The 15,026-nt window shown below is 64.3% G+C and carries 15 protein-coding genes and 1 riboswitch; of the genes, 10 read left to right on the forward strand and 5 right to left on the reverse strand.

Annotated features, from left to right (window positions below; all coding sequences use genetic code 11):
* Positions 1-293: 293 nt before the first annotated feature.
* Positions 294-929, reverse strand: coding sequence for an outer membrane lipoprotein periplasmic chaperone LolA (lolA, locus tag ABWP92_RS01705; RefSeq protein WP_353233606.1), 636 nt, complete (start codon positions 927-929; stop codon positions 294-296).
* Between the two features lie 65 nt (positions 930-994).
* Positions 995-3,334, reverse strand: coding sequence for a DNA translocase FtsK (locus ABWP92_RS01710; RefSeq protein WP_353233607.1), 2,340 nt, complete (start codon positions 3,332-3,334; stop codon positions 995-997).
* A gap of 27 nt (positions 3,335-3,361) precedes the next feature.
* On the opposite strand from ABWP92_RS01710, the gene ABWP92_RS01715 reads away from it, so the two are divergent.
* The 5 genes from ABWP92_RS01715 to ABWP92_RS01735 all read left to right on the forward strand — a co-directional run bounded on the left by ABWP92_RS01715 (position 3,362) and on the right by ABWP92_RS01735 (position 6,508).
* Complete coding sequence (locus ABWP92_RS01715; protein WP_353233608.1) at positions 3,362-3,538, forward strand: hypothetical protein; 177 nt, start codon at positions 3,362-3,364, stop codon at positions 3,536-3,538.
* 327 nt (positions 3,539-3,865) lie between these two features.
* A complete protein-coding gene (trxB, locus tag ABWP92_RS01720) occupies positions 3,866-4,822 on the forward strand; it encodes a thioredoxin-disulfide reductase (RefSeq protein ID WP_353233609.1) in 957 nt (318 codons plus the stop codon).
* A gap of 224 nt (positions 4,823-5,046) precedes the next feature.
* Positions 5,047-5,280, forward strand: coding sequence for a 50S ribosomal protein L28 (rpmB, locus tag ABWP92_RS01725; protein WP_353233610.1), 234 nt, complete (start codon positions 5,047-5,049; stop codon positions 5,278-5,280).
* Between the two features lie 20 nt (positions 5,281-5,300).
* The gene (gene rpmG, locus ABWP92_RS01730; RefSeq protein ID WP_003058233.1) at positions 5,301-5,471 is read left to right on the forward strand and encodes a 50S ribosomal protein L33; all 171 of its coding nucleotides are present in this window, start codon (positions 5,301-5,303) and stop codon (positions 5,469-5,471) included.
* Between the two features lie 226 nt (positions 5,472-5,697).
* Positions 5,698-5,876: riboswitch (FMN riboswitch) on the forward strand.
* 107 nt (positions 5,877-5,983) lie between these two features.
* Positions 5,984-6,508 (forward strand): 6,7-dimethyl-8-ribityllumazine synthase, encoded by a 525-nt coding sequence (locus ABWP92_RS01735; RefSeq protein ID WP_353233611.1) that lies wholly within the window; start codon positions 5,984-5,986, stop codon positions 6,506-6,508.
* Positions 6,509-6,574: 66 nt separating this feature from the next.
* Here ABWP92_RS01735 and ABWP92_RS01740 read toward each other — a convergent pair whose 3' ends face one another.
* Positions 6,575-7,789, reverse strand: a complete 1,215-nt coding sequence (locus ABWP92_RS01740; protein WP_353233612.1) for a DesA family fatty acid desaturase — start codon at positions 7,787-7,789, stop codon at positions 6,575-6,577.
* Between the two features lie 159 nt (positions 7,790-7,948).
* Positions 7,949-9,223, reverse strand: a complete 1,275-nt coding sequence (locus ABWP92_RS01745) for an RsmB/NOP family class I SAM-dependent RNA methyltransferase (protein WP_353233613.1) — start codon at positions 9,221-9,223, stop codon at positions 7,949-7,951.
* A 139-nt stretch (positions 9,224-9,362) separates the two neighbouring features.
* Between ABWP92_RS01745 and ABWP92_RS01750 the strand changes: the two genes are divergently transcribed.
* Positions 9,363-9,611: a DUF1653 domain-containing protein gene (locus ABWP92_RS01750; protein WP_353233614.1), complete on the forward strand. Its 249-nt coding sequence runs from the start codon at positions 9,363-9,365 to the stop codon at positions 9,609-9,611.
* A gap of 36 nt (positions 9,612-9,647) precedes the next feature.
* Here the strand turns inward: ABWP92_RS01750 and purN are convergent, their stop codons facing one another.
* The gene (gene purN, locus ABWP92_RS01755) at positions 9,648-10,226 is read right to left on the reverse strand and encodes a phosphoribosylglycinamide formyltransferase (RefSeq protein WP_353233615.1); all 579 of its coding nucleotides are present in this window, start codon (positions 10,224-10,226) and stop codon (positions 9,648-9,650) included.
* Between the two features lie 87 nt (positions 10,227-10,313).
* Here purN and ABWP92_RS01760 point away from each other — a divergent pair, with 87 nt between their 5' ends.
* The 4 genes from ABWP92_RS01760 (at position 10,314) to ABWP92_RS01775 (ending at position 15,003) form a co-directional block, all read left to right on the forward strand.
* On the forward strand, positions 10,314-10,994 hold the full coding sequence (locus ABWP92_RS01760; protein WP_353233616.1) for a YceH family protein: 681 nt from the start codon (positions 10,314-10,316) through the stop codon (positions 10,992-10,994).
* Positions 10,995-11,129: 135 nt separating this feature from the next.
* Positions 11,130-12,311 carry an acyl-CoA dehydrogenase family protein gene (locus ABWP92_RS01765; protein WP_353233617.1) on the forward strand — a complete coding sequence of 394 codons (1,182 nt, stop codon included), beginning with the start codon at positions 11,130-11,132 and terminating at the stop codon, positions 12,309-12,311.
* Between the two features lie 13 nt (positions 12,312-12,324).
* The gene (locus ABWP92_RS01770) at positions 12,325-13,440 is read left to right on the forward strand and encodes an acyl-CoA dehydrogenase family protein (protein ID WP_353233618.1); all 1,116 of its coding nucleotides are present in this window, start codon (positions 12,325-12,327) and stop codon (positions 13,438-13,440) included.
* A 246-nt stretch (positions 13,441-13,686) separates the two neighbouring features.
* Entirely contained in the window at positions 13,687-15,003 is a 1,317-nt protein-coding gene (locus tag ABWP92_RS01775; protein ID WP_353233619.1) for a tetratricopeptide repeat protein, read from the forward strand.
* Positions 15,004-15,026: the final 23 nt, after the last annotated feature.

Genomic DNA, 15,026 nt, shown 5'->3' on the forward strand with positions numbered 1-15,026 from the left:
GGCAGTTGAAAAAGCGTCCTGCTTGACCGTTGACGCTGCTCTACCTTCACTCGCTAAACATTTCCCCAGTCTTGACGAAGCGCTGCAAGCGCAGGGCTCCGCAAAACAGAAAAATAATACGAGTGCCCATTTCGATCAATAGTGATCGGCATCACAACCCAAGGGCATCCTCGCGCGTAATTGCAAGCAAATCCAAATGCTTGAAACCACATGAGAAAAAATGAAAGCAAAACACACGGGCTGCTGCTCATTCTCCGGGAGCTCCATTGCAGTCCCAGGCGCCAGGCGCGGGCTTACTGCCTGACCACGTCGGCTCCCGCCGGCGGCTTGAACTGAAATGTGCCCTGTGAAATCTGCGGATTGATCTGCATGTTCGTGAACTGCAACACCGAGCGCTGGCCAAAGTTGTCCAGTATGTCCAGCGTCGCCAGCTTGTCTCCGGCAAACCCCACGCGCACGCTCTTGATCTGCCCATCCCTGACCTTGGGCGTGGCTGCGACCCACTGAAGGCCGCCTTCATCGGGCGCCGACTCCAGCGTGAAGTCGGTTTTGAGCGCCGCGAGATCCGCGGCGGATGCCAGCAACGCGGCCGGCGTGCTGCCCAGGACCTGCGACTGCGAACGCTGGGTGACCTGGTTGAGATCGACGTCGTAGAGCCACAGGCTCTTGCCGTCGGCCACGATGGTCTGTTCAAACGGCTTGCGGTAGTCGAAACGGAAACGTCCCGGGCGTTCGAACTCGAAATTCCCGCTGGAGCGCTTGACCTTGGGCTCCTGCCCTTCCCTGGCGGGCGAAGTGACGGTCTGGGTGAAATCCGCACGGCCGGTCCTGGCAGATTTCATGAAGCCCTCCAGGCTTTGCAGGCCATCGGCACTGGCGGCCTGCGCCACAGCCGCCAGCAGAATCGATGCGATCAGACGTTTTTTCATTGATTGGGATTCCTCATGCGTGGTTCATGGCGATACCCGATTGGAGCGCCCCGCGCCCCACAGGTTCACTCGCCGCCGCGCGCGGGAACCAGCACTTCCCGCTGCCCGCTGGCGGTCAGCGCGCTGACCAGCCCGGCCTTTTCCATGTCCTCGAGCAGGCGCGCCGAGCGGTTGTAGCCGATGCGCAGCTTGCGCTGGACATAGGAGATGCTCGCCTTGCGGTCCTTGAGCACGATCTCGACGGCCTGGTCGTACATGGGATCCTTCTCCCCCCCGCCTTCGCCGCCCTCGCCGCCAAAGCCGCTGTCCTCGCCGTCGGCGCTGCCGCCCTCGAGAACGCCTTCGATGTAGTCCGGCTCGCCCTGCTCCTTGAGATAGCTCACCACGCGGTGCACTTCATCATCGGACACGAACGCGCCGTGCACGCGGATCGGCAGTCCCGTGCCGCTGGCCATGTAGAGCATGTCGCCCATGCCGAGCAGCGCCTCCGCCCCCATCTGGTCCAGAATGGTCCGGCTGTCGATCTTGCTGCTGACCTGGAATGCGATGCGGGTCGGGATATTGGCCTTGATCAGGCCGGTGATCACGTCCACGCTGGGGCGCTGCGTCGCCAGGATCAGGTGGATGCCGGCGGCGCGGGCCTTTTGCGCCAGGCGCGCAATCAGCTCTTCGATCTTCTTGCCCACCACCATCATCAGGTCGGCCAGTTCGTCGATCACCACCACGATGTGCGGCAGGCGCTGCAGCGGCTCGGGCTCCTCGGGCGTCAGGCTGAACGGATTGGGGATGAACTCCTCGCGCTCCTTGGCATCGTCGATCTTGGTGTTGTAGCCCGCCAGATTGCGCACGCCCATCTTGCTCATGAGCTTGTAGCGGCGCTCCATCTCGGCCACGCACCAGTTCAGGCCGTGCGCGGCCTGGCGCATGTCGGTCACCACGGGGCACAGCAGGTGCGGAATACCTTCATAGACCGACATTTCCAGCATCTTGGGGTCGATCATCATCAGGCGCACATCGCGCGCTTCCGCCTTGTACAGCAGCGACAGGATCATCGCATTGATACCCACCGACTTGCCCGAGCCGGTCGTGCCGGCCACCAGCACGTGCGGCATCTTGGCCAGATCGGCCACCACGGGGTTGCCGACGATGTCCTTGCCCAGACCCATGGTGAGCATGCTCTTGGCGTCGTGGTAGACCTGCGAGCCCAGGATTTCAGACAGCCGGATCGACTGGCGCTTGGCGTTCGGCAGTTCAAGCGCCATGTAGTTCTTGCCGGGAATCGTCTCGATCACCCGGATCGACACCAGCGACAGCGAGCGCGCCAGATCCTTCGCCAGATTGACCACCTGCGAGCCCTTCACCCCCGTGGCCGGCTCGATTTCATAACGCGTGATGACGGGACCGGGCGCCGCGGCCACCACGGAGACATCCACGCCGAAGTCCTTGAGCTTCTTCTCGATCAGGCGGCTGGTCATCTCCAGGGTTTCCGGCGAAACCGTTTCCTGGCGCGCCGGCGCCGCATCCAGCAGATCGACCTGGGGCAGGTTGCTGTCGGGCAGCTCGGAGAACAAAGGCTTCTGGCGCTCCTTGACCACACGGGTGCTCTGCTGGGGCTCGGTCAGCACCGGCTCGATGATCTGCACGGCCTGCGGGTGATGCTCGGCAATCTCGTGCCGCTCCTCGGAGAGGACGACGTCGCGCTCTCGCGCGGCCTGCTTGCCGACCGCCTCGTCGCGCGCCTTCTCGCGCTTCGCGCGGCTGCCCTGGACCAGGCCGTCGATGGAGCCGCCGATCCGCTCGGCCAGCTGTCCCCAGGAGAATCCGAAAACCATGGCGGCGCCGAGCACCACCAGGATCACGCCGATCAGGCCTGAGCCCGCATCGCCAAACCAGCTCATCGCCATCTGGCCCGTGGTGTAGCCCAGCATGCCGCCCGCCTGTCCGGGCAGGAATGCGTCATAACGGTACAGGCGCGCCCACTCCAGCGCCGTGCTGCTCAGGATCAGGATCAGCAGCCCCATCCAGAACATGGAACGGCGCGCCCAGGGCCCCACCGGCCCCTGCGGATGCACGCCTGCACGCATCCACAGCGCAAGCGACGAAATCCAGGCCTTGGCCCCGGCGGCGATACACCACCAGACCGAGAAGCCCAGCGCGTAATAGCTGCAATCGGCAAGCCAGGCGCCAAAACGGCCGACCCAATTGGTGACGATGCGGCCATCGCCCGTGCCGGAAGTGGACCAGGCGGCATCCTGCGGGTTGTAGCTGATCAGCGCCAGCAGCCAGAACACCAGCGCCAGCAAACCCACGAGCAGGCCGATTTCGTGGCTGAACCGCGCGGCCCATGACCGCGGCGCCGATTTGCCGACGGATGAAGCATTCAAGGTGTTGAGGGAATAAGTCATAACGAAACTAGGCAGCTAGCTTACCGCATGGCCGCAGCCATCGCCCACCGGCCGGGCGATGAATACCGCAAACAAGCGTTTTCGGCGCACAGGAACCCTTGTCTCAAGCCGACCACGCCAGCCGCGCTTGCCGCCAATGGAGCAGATCGGTTCTCTTTCGCAGCCGATATTGTCGCTATTTCCTTCTTCTGCAACGACATTTGAATGTGTCTGGATGTGCCAAAGACGAGGGCGATGCTCATTTGTCAAAAAATGCTACAAGCACGATTTAAATTCAGGCTATCAACGACATCAAAAACCTTGGAAGACGCAGCCCCCGCTCCCTCCCTACAATGGAACCCGGGAAGACGCCCGCAGCCCCTGTGCGACCACTCAGGGGCAACCCGCCGTCCTCCATGCGATCTGCCGCGAGCAGGAGCGGGCGGGGCCGCACAAGGCCCGCCCTGCTCTTCTCCCACCGATTGCTTTCACCCCTCCCCGCCGATCGGCCCGCCGAGCGGCGCGGATCGTGCAACCTCAATGGCAACCACCATGTCGAACACACTTCACGCCAAAGTCCTGATTCTCGGCTCCGGCCCCGCCGGCTACACAGCGGCTATCTATGCCGCCCGGGCCAACCTGAATCCGTTGCTCATCACCGGCCTCGCCCAGGGCGGCCAGCTCATGACGACGACCGAAGTGGACAATTGGCCCGCCGACGTGATGGGCGTTCAGGGCCCCGAGCTGATGCAGCGTTTCCTCGAACATGCGGAACGCTTTCGCACACAGATCGTCTTCGATCACATCAACAAGGTCGATTTCAGCAAGCGCCCATTCACGCTGACCGGCGATTCGGGCGAATACACCTGCGACTCGCTGATCCTCGCCACCGGCGCCTCCGCCAAATACCTGGGCCTGCCCTCGGAAGAGGCCTTCATGGGCAAGGGCGTGTCCGGCTGCGCCACCTGCGATGGCTTCTTCTATCGTGAGCAGCCCGTGTGCGTGATCGGCGGCGGCAATACGGCCGTGGAAGAAGCGTTGTATTTGTCCAACATCGCCAGCAAGGTGACCCTGGTCCACCGCCGCGACAAATTCAAGGCGGAGCCGATTCTGGTCGACAAGCTCATGGACAAGGTCAAGGCAGGCAAGATCGAGCTCAAGACCCACTTCACCCTGGATGAAGTGCTCGGCGACAAAAGCGGCGTCACCGGCATCCGCATCAAGAGCACGCAGACCGGCCAGACCGAGGACATCGCACTGCAGGGCTGCTTCATCGCCATCGGCCATGCACCCAACACCGACATCTTCAGGGGCCAGCTGGAAATGGACGAAACCGGCTATCTGATCACCAAGGGCGGGCTCAAGGGCTTTGCCACGCAGACCAGCGTTCCGGGCATTTTCGCCGCGGGCGACGTGCAGGATCATGTGTATCGCCAGGCGATCACCAGCGCCGGAACCGGCTGCATGGCGGCGCTGGACGCGCAGCGCTTCCTCGAACAGGAGGAGTGAAATCCGCGAGGGATTCATGAGCCCTGGATCCGGAATCACCCACATTCCGAATCCAGGCTATAATCCTCGGCTTTGCTGAATATTGGATCGCTTTCATGCGGCCCAAGGACGGCAATAGGGCTACCGCCACCCATCGAAACTGGCGAGGTGAGGTTGTCAGCACATCCTGCTCCCCGGAGCAAACCAGGTGCAGGCGACCGTTAAAACTTATAGGTGTTGTCCTCATGGCACGCGTATGTGATGTAACGGGCAAGAAGCCCATGGTGGGAAACAACGTTTCCCACGCCAACAACAAGACCAAGCGTCGTTTCCTGCCCAACCTGCAATACCGCCGTTTCTGGGTTGAGAGCGAAAACCGTTGGGTGCGCCTGCGCGTTTCCAGCGCTGCTCTGCGCCTGATCGACAAGAACGGTATCGACTCCGTGCTCGCAGACATGCGCGCTCGTGGCCAAGCTTAATTTCCTGAAGGAGAAACACCATGGCTGCTAAAGGCGGACGCGAAAAGATCAAGCTGGCTTCCACTGCTGGTACCGGTCACTTCTACACAACGACCAAGAACAAGAAGACGATGCCTGAAAAGATGTCGATCATCAAGTTCGACCCCAAGGCTCGCAAGCACGTCGAGTACAAGGAAACCAAGCTGAAGTAATCCGCTTCCCGGCTTGTCCCATGAAAACCGCCAGCAGCGAAAGCCCTGGCGGTTTTTTGTCGCCGGACAAAATGTGCCTTGCCGTGCAAAAGGCTACGCACAGCGGGCAAGCGCGGGGACGTTCTCTCTTTTTCATCGTCCACTCCCACGCGAGCTGTCACCCACTTGCCAACGCTGGCATCGGCATGCTCCTAGAATAGGCGGCGGCGCTCCAGACATGGAGCGCCCACGTTCTCAGGGCGGGGTGAAATTCCCCACCGGCGGTATCTGGCGCGCCTTGGCTTTACGACAAGGCGGCGCCAGCAGCCCGCGAGCGCCGCTGCCTTCGCAATGAAGGCGGCGGGTCAGCAGATCTGGTGAGATGCCAGAGCCGACGGTCACAGTCCGGATGAAAGAGAAACGTGAAGCCAGGTGCCCGCTTCGACGCGCTCGGATAACGAGCGCCCGCGCTGGTGCCTTGTTTCGCGCGCGCCCTGATTCATTCAACGCTTTGACTGAAAGTAAAGAAGCAAATGAATCAGACTGATGTCCAACATCTCTCCCCCGCCGCCGATACGCCGGCCATTCCCCACGGCACCCGCGTCGCCATCATCAGCGCCTGCTGGCACGACGACATCGTGCATCAGGCGCGCGACTCGGCCATCCAGCGCCTCGTCGAGCTGGGCATGGATGAAGCCGGCATACAGACCTTCGAGCTGCCCGGCGCATTCGAAATCCCGCTGCTGGCCAAAAAGCTGGCCGACTCGGGCCAATTCGACGCGGTGATAGCCTGCGCACTGATCGTCAACGGCGGCATCTACCGCCATGAGTTCGTGACCACAGCCGTGATCGACGGACTGATGCGCGCGCAGCTCGACTCGGGCGTGCCGGTGTTCTCCGTCGCGCTTACGCCGGTGAACTTCCACGATCATGAAGACCATCAGACGTTCTTCCGCCAGCATTTCGTGAAGAAGGGCGTGGAGGCGGCGAACGCCTGCGCATCCACGCTCGCGGCCCACGCCGCGGTGGATCTGCAACTCTCCCGCGCCGCGGCCTGAGTCTGACGAAAACGAAAGCACGGAAAAGCCCCGCGATCCCGCATCGGCGGGGCTTCGGCGCAGCGCTCAGCCGTGCGCCGCGCGCAGCCGCTTCGAGAAGTCCTGCAGCATCTTGATGCCGCTGGCCTCGGCCCGCTGGCACCAGGCCTGCAGATCGGCCGTGAGCTGCTCGCGGGACTGCGACGTGTTCAGCCACAACTGGCGCAGTTCCTCGCGCATGGTGATCATCTTGTCGAGCATGGGATATTCCGCCCGCGCCTGCTCGAGCTTCTGCTGCCAGCGGGCGGGCACCTTTTCGGCATCGCGGTGCAGCCAGCGGTTGGCCGCGCGCAGCACGGAGGCATCGCCCTTGCGCGCCTTGATGGCGTCCAGCTCTTCGCGGCAGGCCTTGCGCACGCCGCGCGCGTAGCGGGCCATGACTTCGTAGCGATTGGCGATGACGGACTCCAGCGTCTGTTCATCGGCCACGGGCTTGACCTCGCCCAACCGCCATTTCGGCGGCACCTTCTTGACCTTCGCCCAGCCGATCACCCGCATCGCGCTGATGTACACCCAGCCGATGTCGAACTCATATTTCTTCACCGAGAATTTGGCCGATGTCGGATAGGTGTGATGGTTGTTGTGCAGCTCCTCGCCGCCGATCACGATTCCCCAGGGAACGAGATTGGTCGATGCGTCCGCCGCCTCGAAATTGCGGTAGCCCCAGTAATGGCCCATGCCGTTGACCACGCCTGCCGCCCAGAAGGGAATCCACAGCATCTGCACGGCCCACACGGTCAGGCCGATGGCGCCGAACAGGGCCACGTCCAGGATCAGCATCAGGCCGACGCCCTGCCAGCCGAACCGTGAATAGACGTTGCGCTCCACCCAGTCGTCGGGCGTGCCGTGGCCGAATTTCCTGATGGTTTCCGCATTCCCGGCTTCCGCGCGATACAGTTCCGCGCCGCGCCACATCACCGCATTCAGGCCGCGCGTCTGCGGGCTGTGCGGGTCGTCCGGGGTTTCGCAGCGCGCATGGTGCTTGCGATGGATGGCGACCCATTCCCTGGTCTGCATGCCGGTGCCGATCCACAGCCAGAAACGGAAGAAGTGCGATGGGATGGCCGCGAGCTCCAGCGCGCGATGGGCCTGCGAGCGGTGCAGGAAAATCGTCACCGCGGCAATCGTCACGTGGGTGGTGAGCAGCGTGTACAGGACGATCTGCCACCAGGCAAGATCCCATACGCCGTGCGCCAGCCAGTCCACGGCAGCGTCCAGTACGGCCCAGTCAGGTAACAGCATACATTCACCCCGCCAACACGAAAAATCCGCGCCGCCGCGATATGCGTGCAGCGCAGGGAAACAATATCAGGAGCCGCCGCCGCGCATGGGCGCCTATACCCGCACCGCGCTCCGGAGTTTGCCCTGCCCCGCAGCGAACCGGCATGCGCGCGCCAGCGGCTACTTGCGTGTCCAGACCGCTGCGAAGAATCCGTCGGTCTGATGCTCGTGTGGCCACAGGCGCAGATAGCGGCTGCCGGTGTCGCCGCCCTTGCAAAGCCTGGCCGCATCGGCCACCTTGAGTTGCGCGAGCAGTTCGCCCGCGTCCTGCATGACGAAGTCGGGGTGCTGCGCGGAAAACGCTTCGGCGATCGCCTCGTTCTCCTGCGGCAGAACGCTGCAGGTCGCGTAAACCAGGCGGCCGCCCGACTTGACCATGCGCGATGCGCTGGCCAGGATCGCGGATTGCTTTTGCTCCAATTCGGCCAGCGCCTTGGGCGACTGGCGCCACTTCAGGTCCGGGTTGCGGCGCAGCGTTCCCAGCCCGGAGCATGGCGCATCGACCAGCACGCGGTCGATCTTGCCCGCCAGGCGCTTGACGCGATCATCGCGCTCGTGCGCAATCGCCGCCGGATGCACGTTGGACAGCCCCGATCGCGCCAGACGCGGCTTGAGCGCCTCCAGCCGGTGCGCGGATACGTCGAAGGCATAGAGGCGGCCCGTGCTGCGCATGCCCGCGCCGATGGCCAGCGTCTTGCCGCCGGCGCCGGCGCAGAAATCGACCACCATCTCGCCGCGCTTGGCATCCAGCAAGAGGGCCAGCAACTGCGAGCCCTCGTCCTGCACCTCGATCGCGCCGCGCGCAAAGGCATCGAGCTTGCCGAGCGCGGGCTTGCCGTCGATGCGCAGGCCGACGGGCGAATAAGGCGTCGGCTCCGCCCTGATGTCCGCTTTCTGCAGTTCCTTCTGAACCGCGTCGCGCTTGTCCTTGAGCGTGTTCACGCGCAAGTCCAGCGGCGCCGGTTGCGCAAGACTGTCGGCCAGGGCCCGGAAGCCCTGCTCGCCGAGCTGCGAGCGCAGCGGCTCGACCAGCCAGTCGGGCAGGTTGTGGCGATGGTGATCCATCAGCTCGTCGGGCCTGATGCCGTCGCAGGCATCGAGCCAGGCCTTTTCCTGCTCGGAAAGTGCGCTCTTCAGGAAATCGCGCGGACCATGGAAGCCGAGAATGGCCAGACGGCGTTCGCGCGCGCCGCTGCCCGAGCGCGCGAGCTGCTCGAACAACAGCTTCTTGCGCAGCACGGCATAGGTGGTTTCGGCCAGCGTGGCGCGCTCGCGCGGACCGAGTGTCCGGTGCTCGCGGAAATAACGGGAGACCACGGCGTCGGCCGGGTGCTCGAAAGTAAGAACCTGCCTGATCAGTTCGGCGCAGGCGTCCAGAAGGGCTTTGGGATGCATGCCTCGATTGTCCCATCTTGCGCATATCCCTTGGCAGCAGTCTGCGAGGAGCGCCAGGGTCTCACCCGATGGCCGGCAGGGCACAATCGCCGTGCTGACCACCCACCCGACCCATTCGAAAACTTCCCGGGAATTGACCATGCCTGACGAAAAGCTGCCTCCATTGCTCGTGATCGAGCCCGGCGTCTACCGCCATTACAAGGGCAACCTCTATGAAGTGATCGACACGGTGCGCCACAGCGAAACGCTGGAATCGCTCACCCTGTACCGCGCGCTCTACGGCGAACGCGGCCTGTGGGTGTGCCCCTCGGCGATGTTTGGCGAAAACGTGCAGATCGATGGAAAGACCCTGCCGCGCTTCGCGCGCGTGACCAACGACCAGGGCTGACGCGGCACGGCCCCGCGCCGTGAAGTCCGCGCGGGCTCAGCCGCGCATCAGGCCAGCGATGGCCCTCGGATAAATCACATGCTCCTGCGTGAGCACGCGCGCGGCCAGGGCATCGGCGGTATCGCCGGGCAGCACCGGAACGACGGCCTGCTCCAGGATCGGCCCCACGTCCAGTTCGGCGGTCACGCGGTGCACCGTGCAGCCCGCGAACTTGCAGCCCTCGTCGATCGCGCGCTGGTGCGTATGCAGTCCGGGGAACGCGGGCAGCAGCGAAGGATGGATGTTCACCATGCGGCCTTCGAAATGCTGCACGAACCCCGGCGTGAGAATGCGCATGAACCCGGCCAGCACGACGAGCGCGGGGTCATGCCGGTCGATGATCCTCGCCAGTTCCTCATCGAACGCCTCGCGCGATGGAAACGACCGGTGATCCAGAACCTCGGCCGCAATGCCGTTGTCCCGGGCGAACGCCAGGCCGCCCGCCGCGGCCTTGTTGCTGACGACCGCGGCGACGCGCGCGCCATACCGGCCGGCCCAGTCCTGTTGCTGGGAAGCACGCACAATGGCGGCCATGTTGGAGCCACCGCCGGAAATCAGGATCACGATATTTTTCATCGGCGGCGATTGTCGCACCGATGCCATGGCTGCCGAAAGCCGCCGGGCTTCGCCGGCCCAACCAACCCACAGGAGAAACGACCAGAGATGCCCTTCGATCCCCACACCACCCCATTGAGCGCCGAGGAAGCCCGCGTGCTCGCCACCTTGCTGGAAAAATCCCGCACCGTGCCGGACAGCTATCCGCTCACGCTCAACTCGCTGGCCTCGGGCTGCAACCAGAAAACCAGCCGGGATCCGGTCATGCAGCTCGGCGAAGGCCAGATCCAGGAGGCGCTGGACAACCTGCGCCGCCGATCGCTGGTCACCGAGATCGGCGGCGCGCGCACTTCGCGCTGGGAACACAATTTTCCGCGCGGCGTCGGCGTTCCCGATCAATCCGCCGTGCTGCTCGGCCTGCTGATGCTGCGCGGCCCGCAAACGGCGGGCGAGCTGCGCATCAATTCCGAGCGCTGGCACCGGTTTGCCGACATTTCGTCGGTCGAGGCGTTCCTGGACGAGCTGCAATCGCGCAGCCAGGAAAAAGGCGGCCCCCTGGTCATTTTGCTGCCGCGCGCTCCCGGCGCGCGCGAGCCGCGCTGGGCACACCTGCTGTGCGGCCCCGTGGATGCCCAGGCGCTGTCGGCAGCTTCGGCGGCGGGCGCGGCGCCCGCGCCCGACACCGCATTGACCGAACGCGTTGCGGCGCTCGAAGCCCAGGTGGCGCAATTGCGCGACACGCTCGCCCACGTCTGCGAACAGCTGGGCGTGGAGCCCCCCTGCGCATAACCCTCCAGGAAAACGCCCGGAAGATTGTCTCCACGAGGACAGCCGAAAAAAGCACAACCGTGCTACAACGAAGAGTCAACTGGCTACGCGGGCGCGGCGCTGCCGCCGCCCGGCGGATCATTCGGGAGCATCACTATGGATCTGGCTTTCACGCCTGAAGAACTGGCGTTTCGCGCCGAGGTGCGGCAATGGGTGCGCGCCCATCTGCCCAAGGAGATCGCGGACAAGGTACACAAGGCCCAGCGCCTGACGCGCGAGGACATGCAGGGCTGGGCGAAGATTCTGGGCAGCAAGGGCTGGCTCGGCCATGGCTGGCCGCAGCAGTTCGGCGGCCCGGGCTGGAACGCCATCGAGCAGCACCTGTTCGAGGAAGAGTGCGCCATGGCGGGCGCGCCGCGCATCGTGCCGTTCGGCCCGGTGATGGTCGCGCCCGTGATCATGGCGTTCGGCTCGCCCGAGCAGCAAAAGCGTTTCCTGCCCGGCATCGCCAGTGGCGAAGTCTGGTGGAGCCAGGGCTACAGCGAGCCCGGATCGGGGTCCGACCTCGCCAGCCTCAAGACCCGCGCCGAGCGCGTGGGCGACAAATACATCGTCAACGGCCAGAAGACCTGGACCACGCTGGGCCAGTATGGCGACTGGATGTTCAACCTCGTGCGCACCAGCACCGAAGGCAAGCAGCAGGCGGGCATCAGCTTCCTGCTGCTCGACATGAAGTCTCCCGGCGTGACCGTGCGCCCCATCAGGCTGCTGGACGGCGAATGCGAGGTCAACGAGGTGTTCTTCGACAACGTCGAAGTGCCCGCCGACCAGTTGATCGGCGAGGAAAACAAGGGCTGGACCTACGCCAAATACCTGCTCGCCCATGAGCGCACCAACATCGCCGATGTGAACCGCGCCAAGCGCGAACTGGAACGGCTCAAGCGCCTTGCAAGACAGAACGGCGTATGGGACGACCTGCGTTTTCGAGACCAGATCGCGCTGCTCGAAGTGGACATCATCGCGCTGGAGATGATGGTGCTGCGCGTGCTGTCGGCGCAAAGCGCGGGCAAGAAGTCGCTCGACGTGGCCGGCCTGCTGAAGATCCGCGGCAGCGAAATCCAGCAGCGCTACACCGAGCTGATGATGCTGGCCGCAGGCCCGTTCAGCCTGCCCTTCATCCAGGAGGCCATGGACGCGGGCTGGCAGGGGGACTTCCCCGGCGGCAATGTGCTGAATGCGCCGCTGGCCGCCAATTACTTCAACATGCGCAAGACCACGATTTACGGCGGCTCCAACGAAGTACAGCGCAACATCGTCGCCCAGACAATTCTGGGCTGAAGGGAGACAAGACATGGATTTCGATTTCACAGAAGACCAGCAATCCCTGCGCGAAGCGGTCCGCCGCTGGGTGGACAAGGCCTATACATTCGAGCGCCGCGCGGCCATCGTCGATGCCGGCGGCTTCGACCGGACGGCCTATGACGAACTCGCGCAGCTGGGCCTCGCCGCGCTCGCCATCCCCGAAGAGCATGACGGCATGGGCTTCGGCCCGATCGACGCCATGGTCGTCATGGAAGAACTGGGGCGCGGCATCGTGCTGGAGCCGCTCGCGCAGACGCTCATTGCCAGCAACGTGCTCGCTCGATTCGCGCCAGAGGCCATCAAGCGGCAATGGCTGCCGCGCATGGCGCGCGGCGAGGCGCTGGTGGTGCTGGCACAGCAGGAGAGCACGTCGCGCTATCGCCTCGACGCCTGCGCGGCGCAGGCCCAAAGGCGGGACGGCGGCCATGTGGTCAGCGGCCACAAGAGCATCGTGGCCGCGGGCGACCAAGCCGACGCATGGCTGGTTCCCGCGCGGCTCGACGGCGCGATCGCGCTGTTTCTGGTGGAGCGCGGGGCCGCGGCAGCCACGGCGAACGGCTACCTGACCCAGGACGGCAGCCGCGCCGCCGAGGTACGGCTCGAAGGCAGTCCCGCCACGCTGCTCACCATCGATGGCACGGCAGCGCTGGAGCTGGCCATGGACACCGGCATCGCCGCCACCAGCGCCTACGCGGTCGGCGCCATGGAAAAGACACTGGCCGTGACCGCCGACTACATGAACCAGCGCAAGCAGTTCGGCGTGGCGATCGCCAGCTTCCAGGCGCTGCGCCACCGCGTGACCGACATGAAGATGCAGCTCGAACTCGCCCGCTCCATGAGCTATTTCGCCAGCCTCAAGCTCGGCGATGCGCCGCAAGGCCGCCGCCGTGCGCTATCCCAGGCGAAGGTGCAGATCGGCCATTCCATGCGGTTCATCGGCCAGCAGGCGGTGCAGCTGCACGGGGGCATCGGAGTGACCGATGAATACATCGTGAGCCACTACTTCAAGGCGTTGACGCAACTGGAAATGTCCTTCGGTGACACGCTGTATCACCTTGGCGAGGTCAGCGCGCGCATGGAGGAAATCGCCGGCGTATTCGGCTGAGTCCTCGCCAGCCGCGAAATCAAGGTAGCTCGTCCGACGCTCCGCAGGCGCAAGCCCCGGGGGGGTTGCGCGTTTCCATGCGGGCGGGATGCGAACAGCCCGTAACCACCTCCTTCACATGACTAAAGCCAAGGGGATGGATTCCATCTATGAATCCACGATAATTGAAGGTTTGTTGCCGGATTACCGGCCCCGTCGCCCAGGCGGCGACCTTTTGCCAGATCGATCTGGCCGCATGAAGTTGTTATGAGCGCCACTGCCACATCCTACGATCCCATCCGCAAGCTGCTGGAGACCGCGACCCAGCAGATTGAAAAGAACGAGCTGCGCGAGGCAGCCCAGTCCCTGAACAAGGCGCAGCAGATGTGGCCCAACGATGCGCGCGTGTTCATGCTCGCCGGCTTGATGGCCGAGAAATCGGGCAACATCCCCGCAGCCTTCGACGCGCTGCGCCGCTGCGTGGCGCTCGACCCCGGCTGGACGCCCGGCGAACTGCAGCTGGCGCTGCTGTATGCACGCCGCGGCATGTACGACAAGGCGATCATGCACGCACAGAAGCTGGCCAGGCGCGAGCCCAACAACGCCCTGGTGCTCGGCCATATCGTCGATTTCGCGCACGCCAGCGGCAATCTGGAACTCTCCATCAGCGAACTGCGCCGCGGACTCACCTATCTGCCCAAGGATGTGCAGATGCGCCGCCTGCTGGCGAACGACCTGCAGGTCACCGGCCAGCGCGCCGAGGCCTATGACGTATGGACCAGCCTGATCGAGGACAACCCCCAGGACGAGATGGCCCTGCTCGGCCGCGCCACCACGCTGATCGAAGGCGGAAAGCCGTCGGCCGCCACCAGCGACACGGCCAAGCTGCTCGAGGCCTCGCCGGGCAATTCGATCTACGCTTACTACAACGCCGTCGCACACGGCCTGACGCCCGAGTATCAGCCGCCGGAGCTCATCCGCATGATGTTCGACCGCATGGCCGCCGACTATGACCAGCACATGGTGCGTGGACTGGGCTACAAATTGCCCAAGATCGTGGCGGAAAAGATCCTGCGCCGCTTCCCATCCAAGTCGATGAATCTGCTCGACCTGGGTTGCGGCACCGGCCTGCTGGGCGTATGCCTGGGCCGCATCGACGGCTTTCTGATCGGCGTGGACATTTCCACCAAGATGGTCGAGCAGGCCGCCCGCCACGGCGTGTACGACCGCTTCCACACAGTGAACCTGCTGGATGCGCTGCGGGAAACTCCCGCCGAGGTGTATGAAATCATCACCGCTCTGGATGTATTCATCTACACCGGCGACCTGAAGGCGACCATCCCGGCTGCGCATCGCATCCTGATGCCCGCGGGCGACCTGTACTTCTCGTGCGAGATCGCGCCGGAAGACGGCCCCGACCTGGTTCTGCAGCCCAACGGACGCTACGCGCACAAGCGCAGCCACGTGCTGGCCCTGTGCAAGCAGGCCGGGTTCGAGGACGTGCAGATCGAGGACCTCGTGCTGCGCCGCGAAATGGGCGAGCCGGTGAACGGCTTCCTGGTGACGGCGCACAAGGCTGCCTGATTTCCTCGGCTCCGCGGCAACGC

The organism is Diaphorobacter ruginosibacter, assembly GCF_040396215.1.
Taxonomy (GTDB): domain Bacteria; phylum Pseudomonadota; class Gammaproteobacteria; order Burkholderiales; family Burkholderiaceae_C; genus Diaphorobacter_A; species Diaphorobacter_A ruginosibacter_A.

Bases quoted from the DNA above. Each gene is read 5' to 3' on its own strand.
- ABWP92_RS01745 (WP_353233613.1), bottom strand. From the start codon at position 9,223: ATGCATCCCAAAGCCCTTCTGGACGCCTGCGCCGAACTGATCAGGCAG.
- ABWP92_RS01740 (WP_353233612.1), bottom strand. From the start codon at position 7,789: ATGCTGTTACCTGACTGGGCCGTACTGGACGCTGCCGTGGACTGGCTG.
- ABWP92_RS01775 (WP_353233619.1), top strand. From the start codon at position 13,687: ATGAGCGCCACTGCCACATCCTACGATCCCATCCGCAAGCTGCTGGAG.
- lolA (WP_353233606.1), bottom strand. From the start codon at position 929: ATGAAAAAACGTCTGATCGCATCGATTCTGCTGGCGGCTGTGGCGCAG.
- ABWP92_RS01715 (WP_353233608.1), top strand. From the start codon at position 3,362: ATGGCCGCAGCCATCGCCCACCGGCCGGGCGATGAATACCGCAAACAA.
- rpmG (WP_003058233.1), top strand. From the start codon at position 5,301: ATGGCTGCTAAAGGCGGACGCGAAAAGATCAAGCTGGCTTCCACTGCT.
- ABWP92_RS01710 (WP_353233607.1), bottom strand. From the start codon at position 3,334: ATGACTTATTCCCTCAACACCTTGAATGCTTCATCCGTCGGCAAATCG.
- trxB (WP_353233609.1), top strand. From the start codon at position 3,866: ATGTCGAACACACTTCACGCCAAAGTCCTGATTCTCGGCTCCGGCCCC.
- ABWP92_RS01750 (WP_353233614.1), top strand. From the start codon at position 9,363: ATGCCTGACGAAAAGCTGCCTCCATTGCTCGTGATCGAGCCCGGCGTC.
- ABWP92_RS01770 (WP_353233618.1), top strand. From the start codon at position 12,325: ATGGATTTCGATTTCACAGAAGACCAGCAATCCCTGCGCGAAGCGGTC.
- ABWP92_RS01735 (WP_353233611.1), top strand. From the start codon at position 5,984: ATGAATCAGACTGATGTCCAACATCTCTCCCCCGCCGCCGATACGCCG.
- ABWP92_RS01765 (WP_353233617.1), top strand. From the start codon at position 11,130: ATGGATCTGGCTTTCACGCCTGAAGAACTGGCGTTTCGCGCCGAGGTG.
- ABWP92_RS01760 (WP_353233616.1), top strand. From the start codon at position 10,314: ATGCCCTTCGATCCCCACACCACCCCATTGAGCGCCGAGGAAGCCCGC.
- rpmB (WP_353233610.1), top strand. From the start codon at position 5,047: ATGGCACGCGTATGTGATGTAACGGGCAAGAAGCCCATGGTGGGAAAC.
- purN (WP_353233615.1), bottom strand. From the start codon at position 10,226: ATGAAAAATATCGTGATCCTGATTTCCGGCGGTGGCTCCAACATGGCC.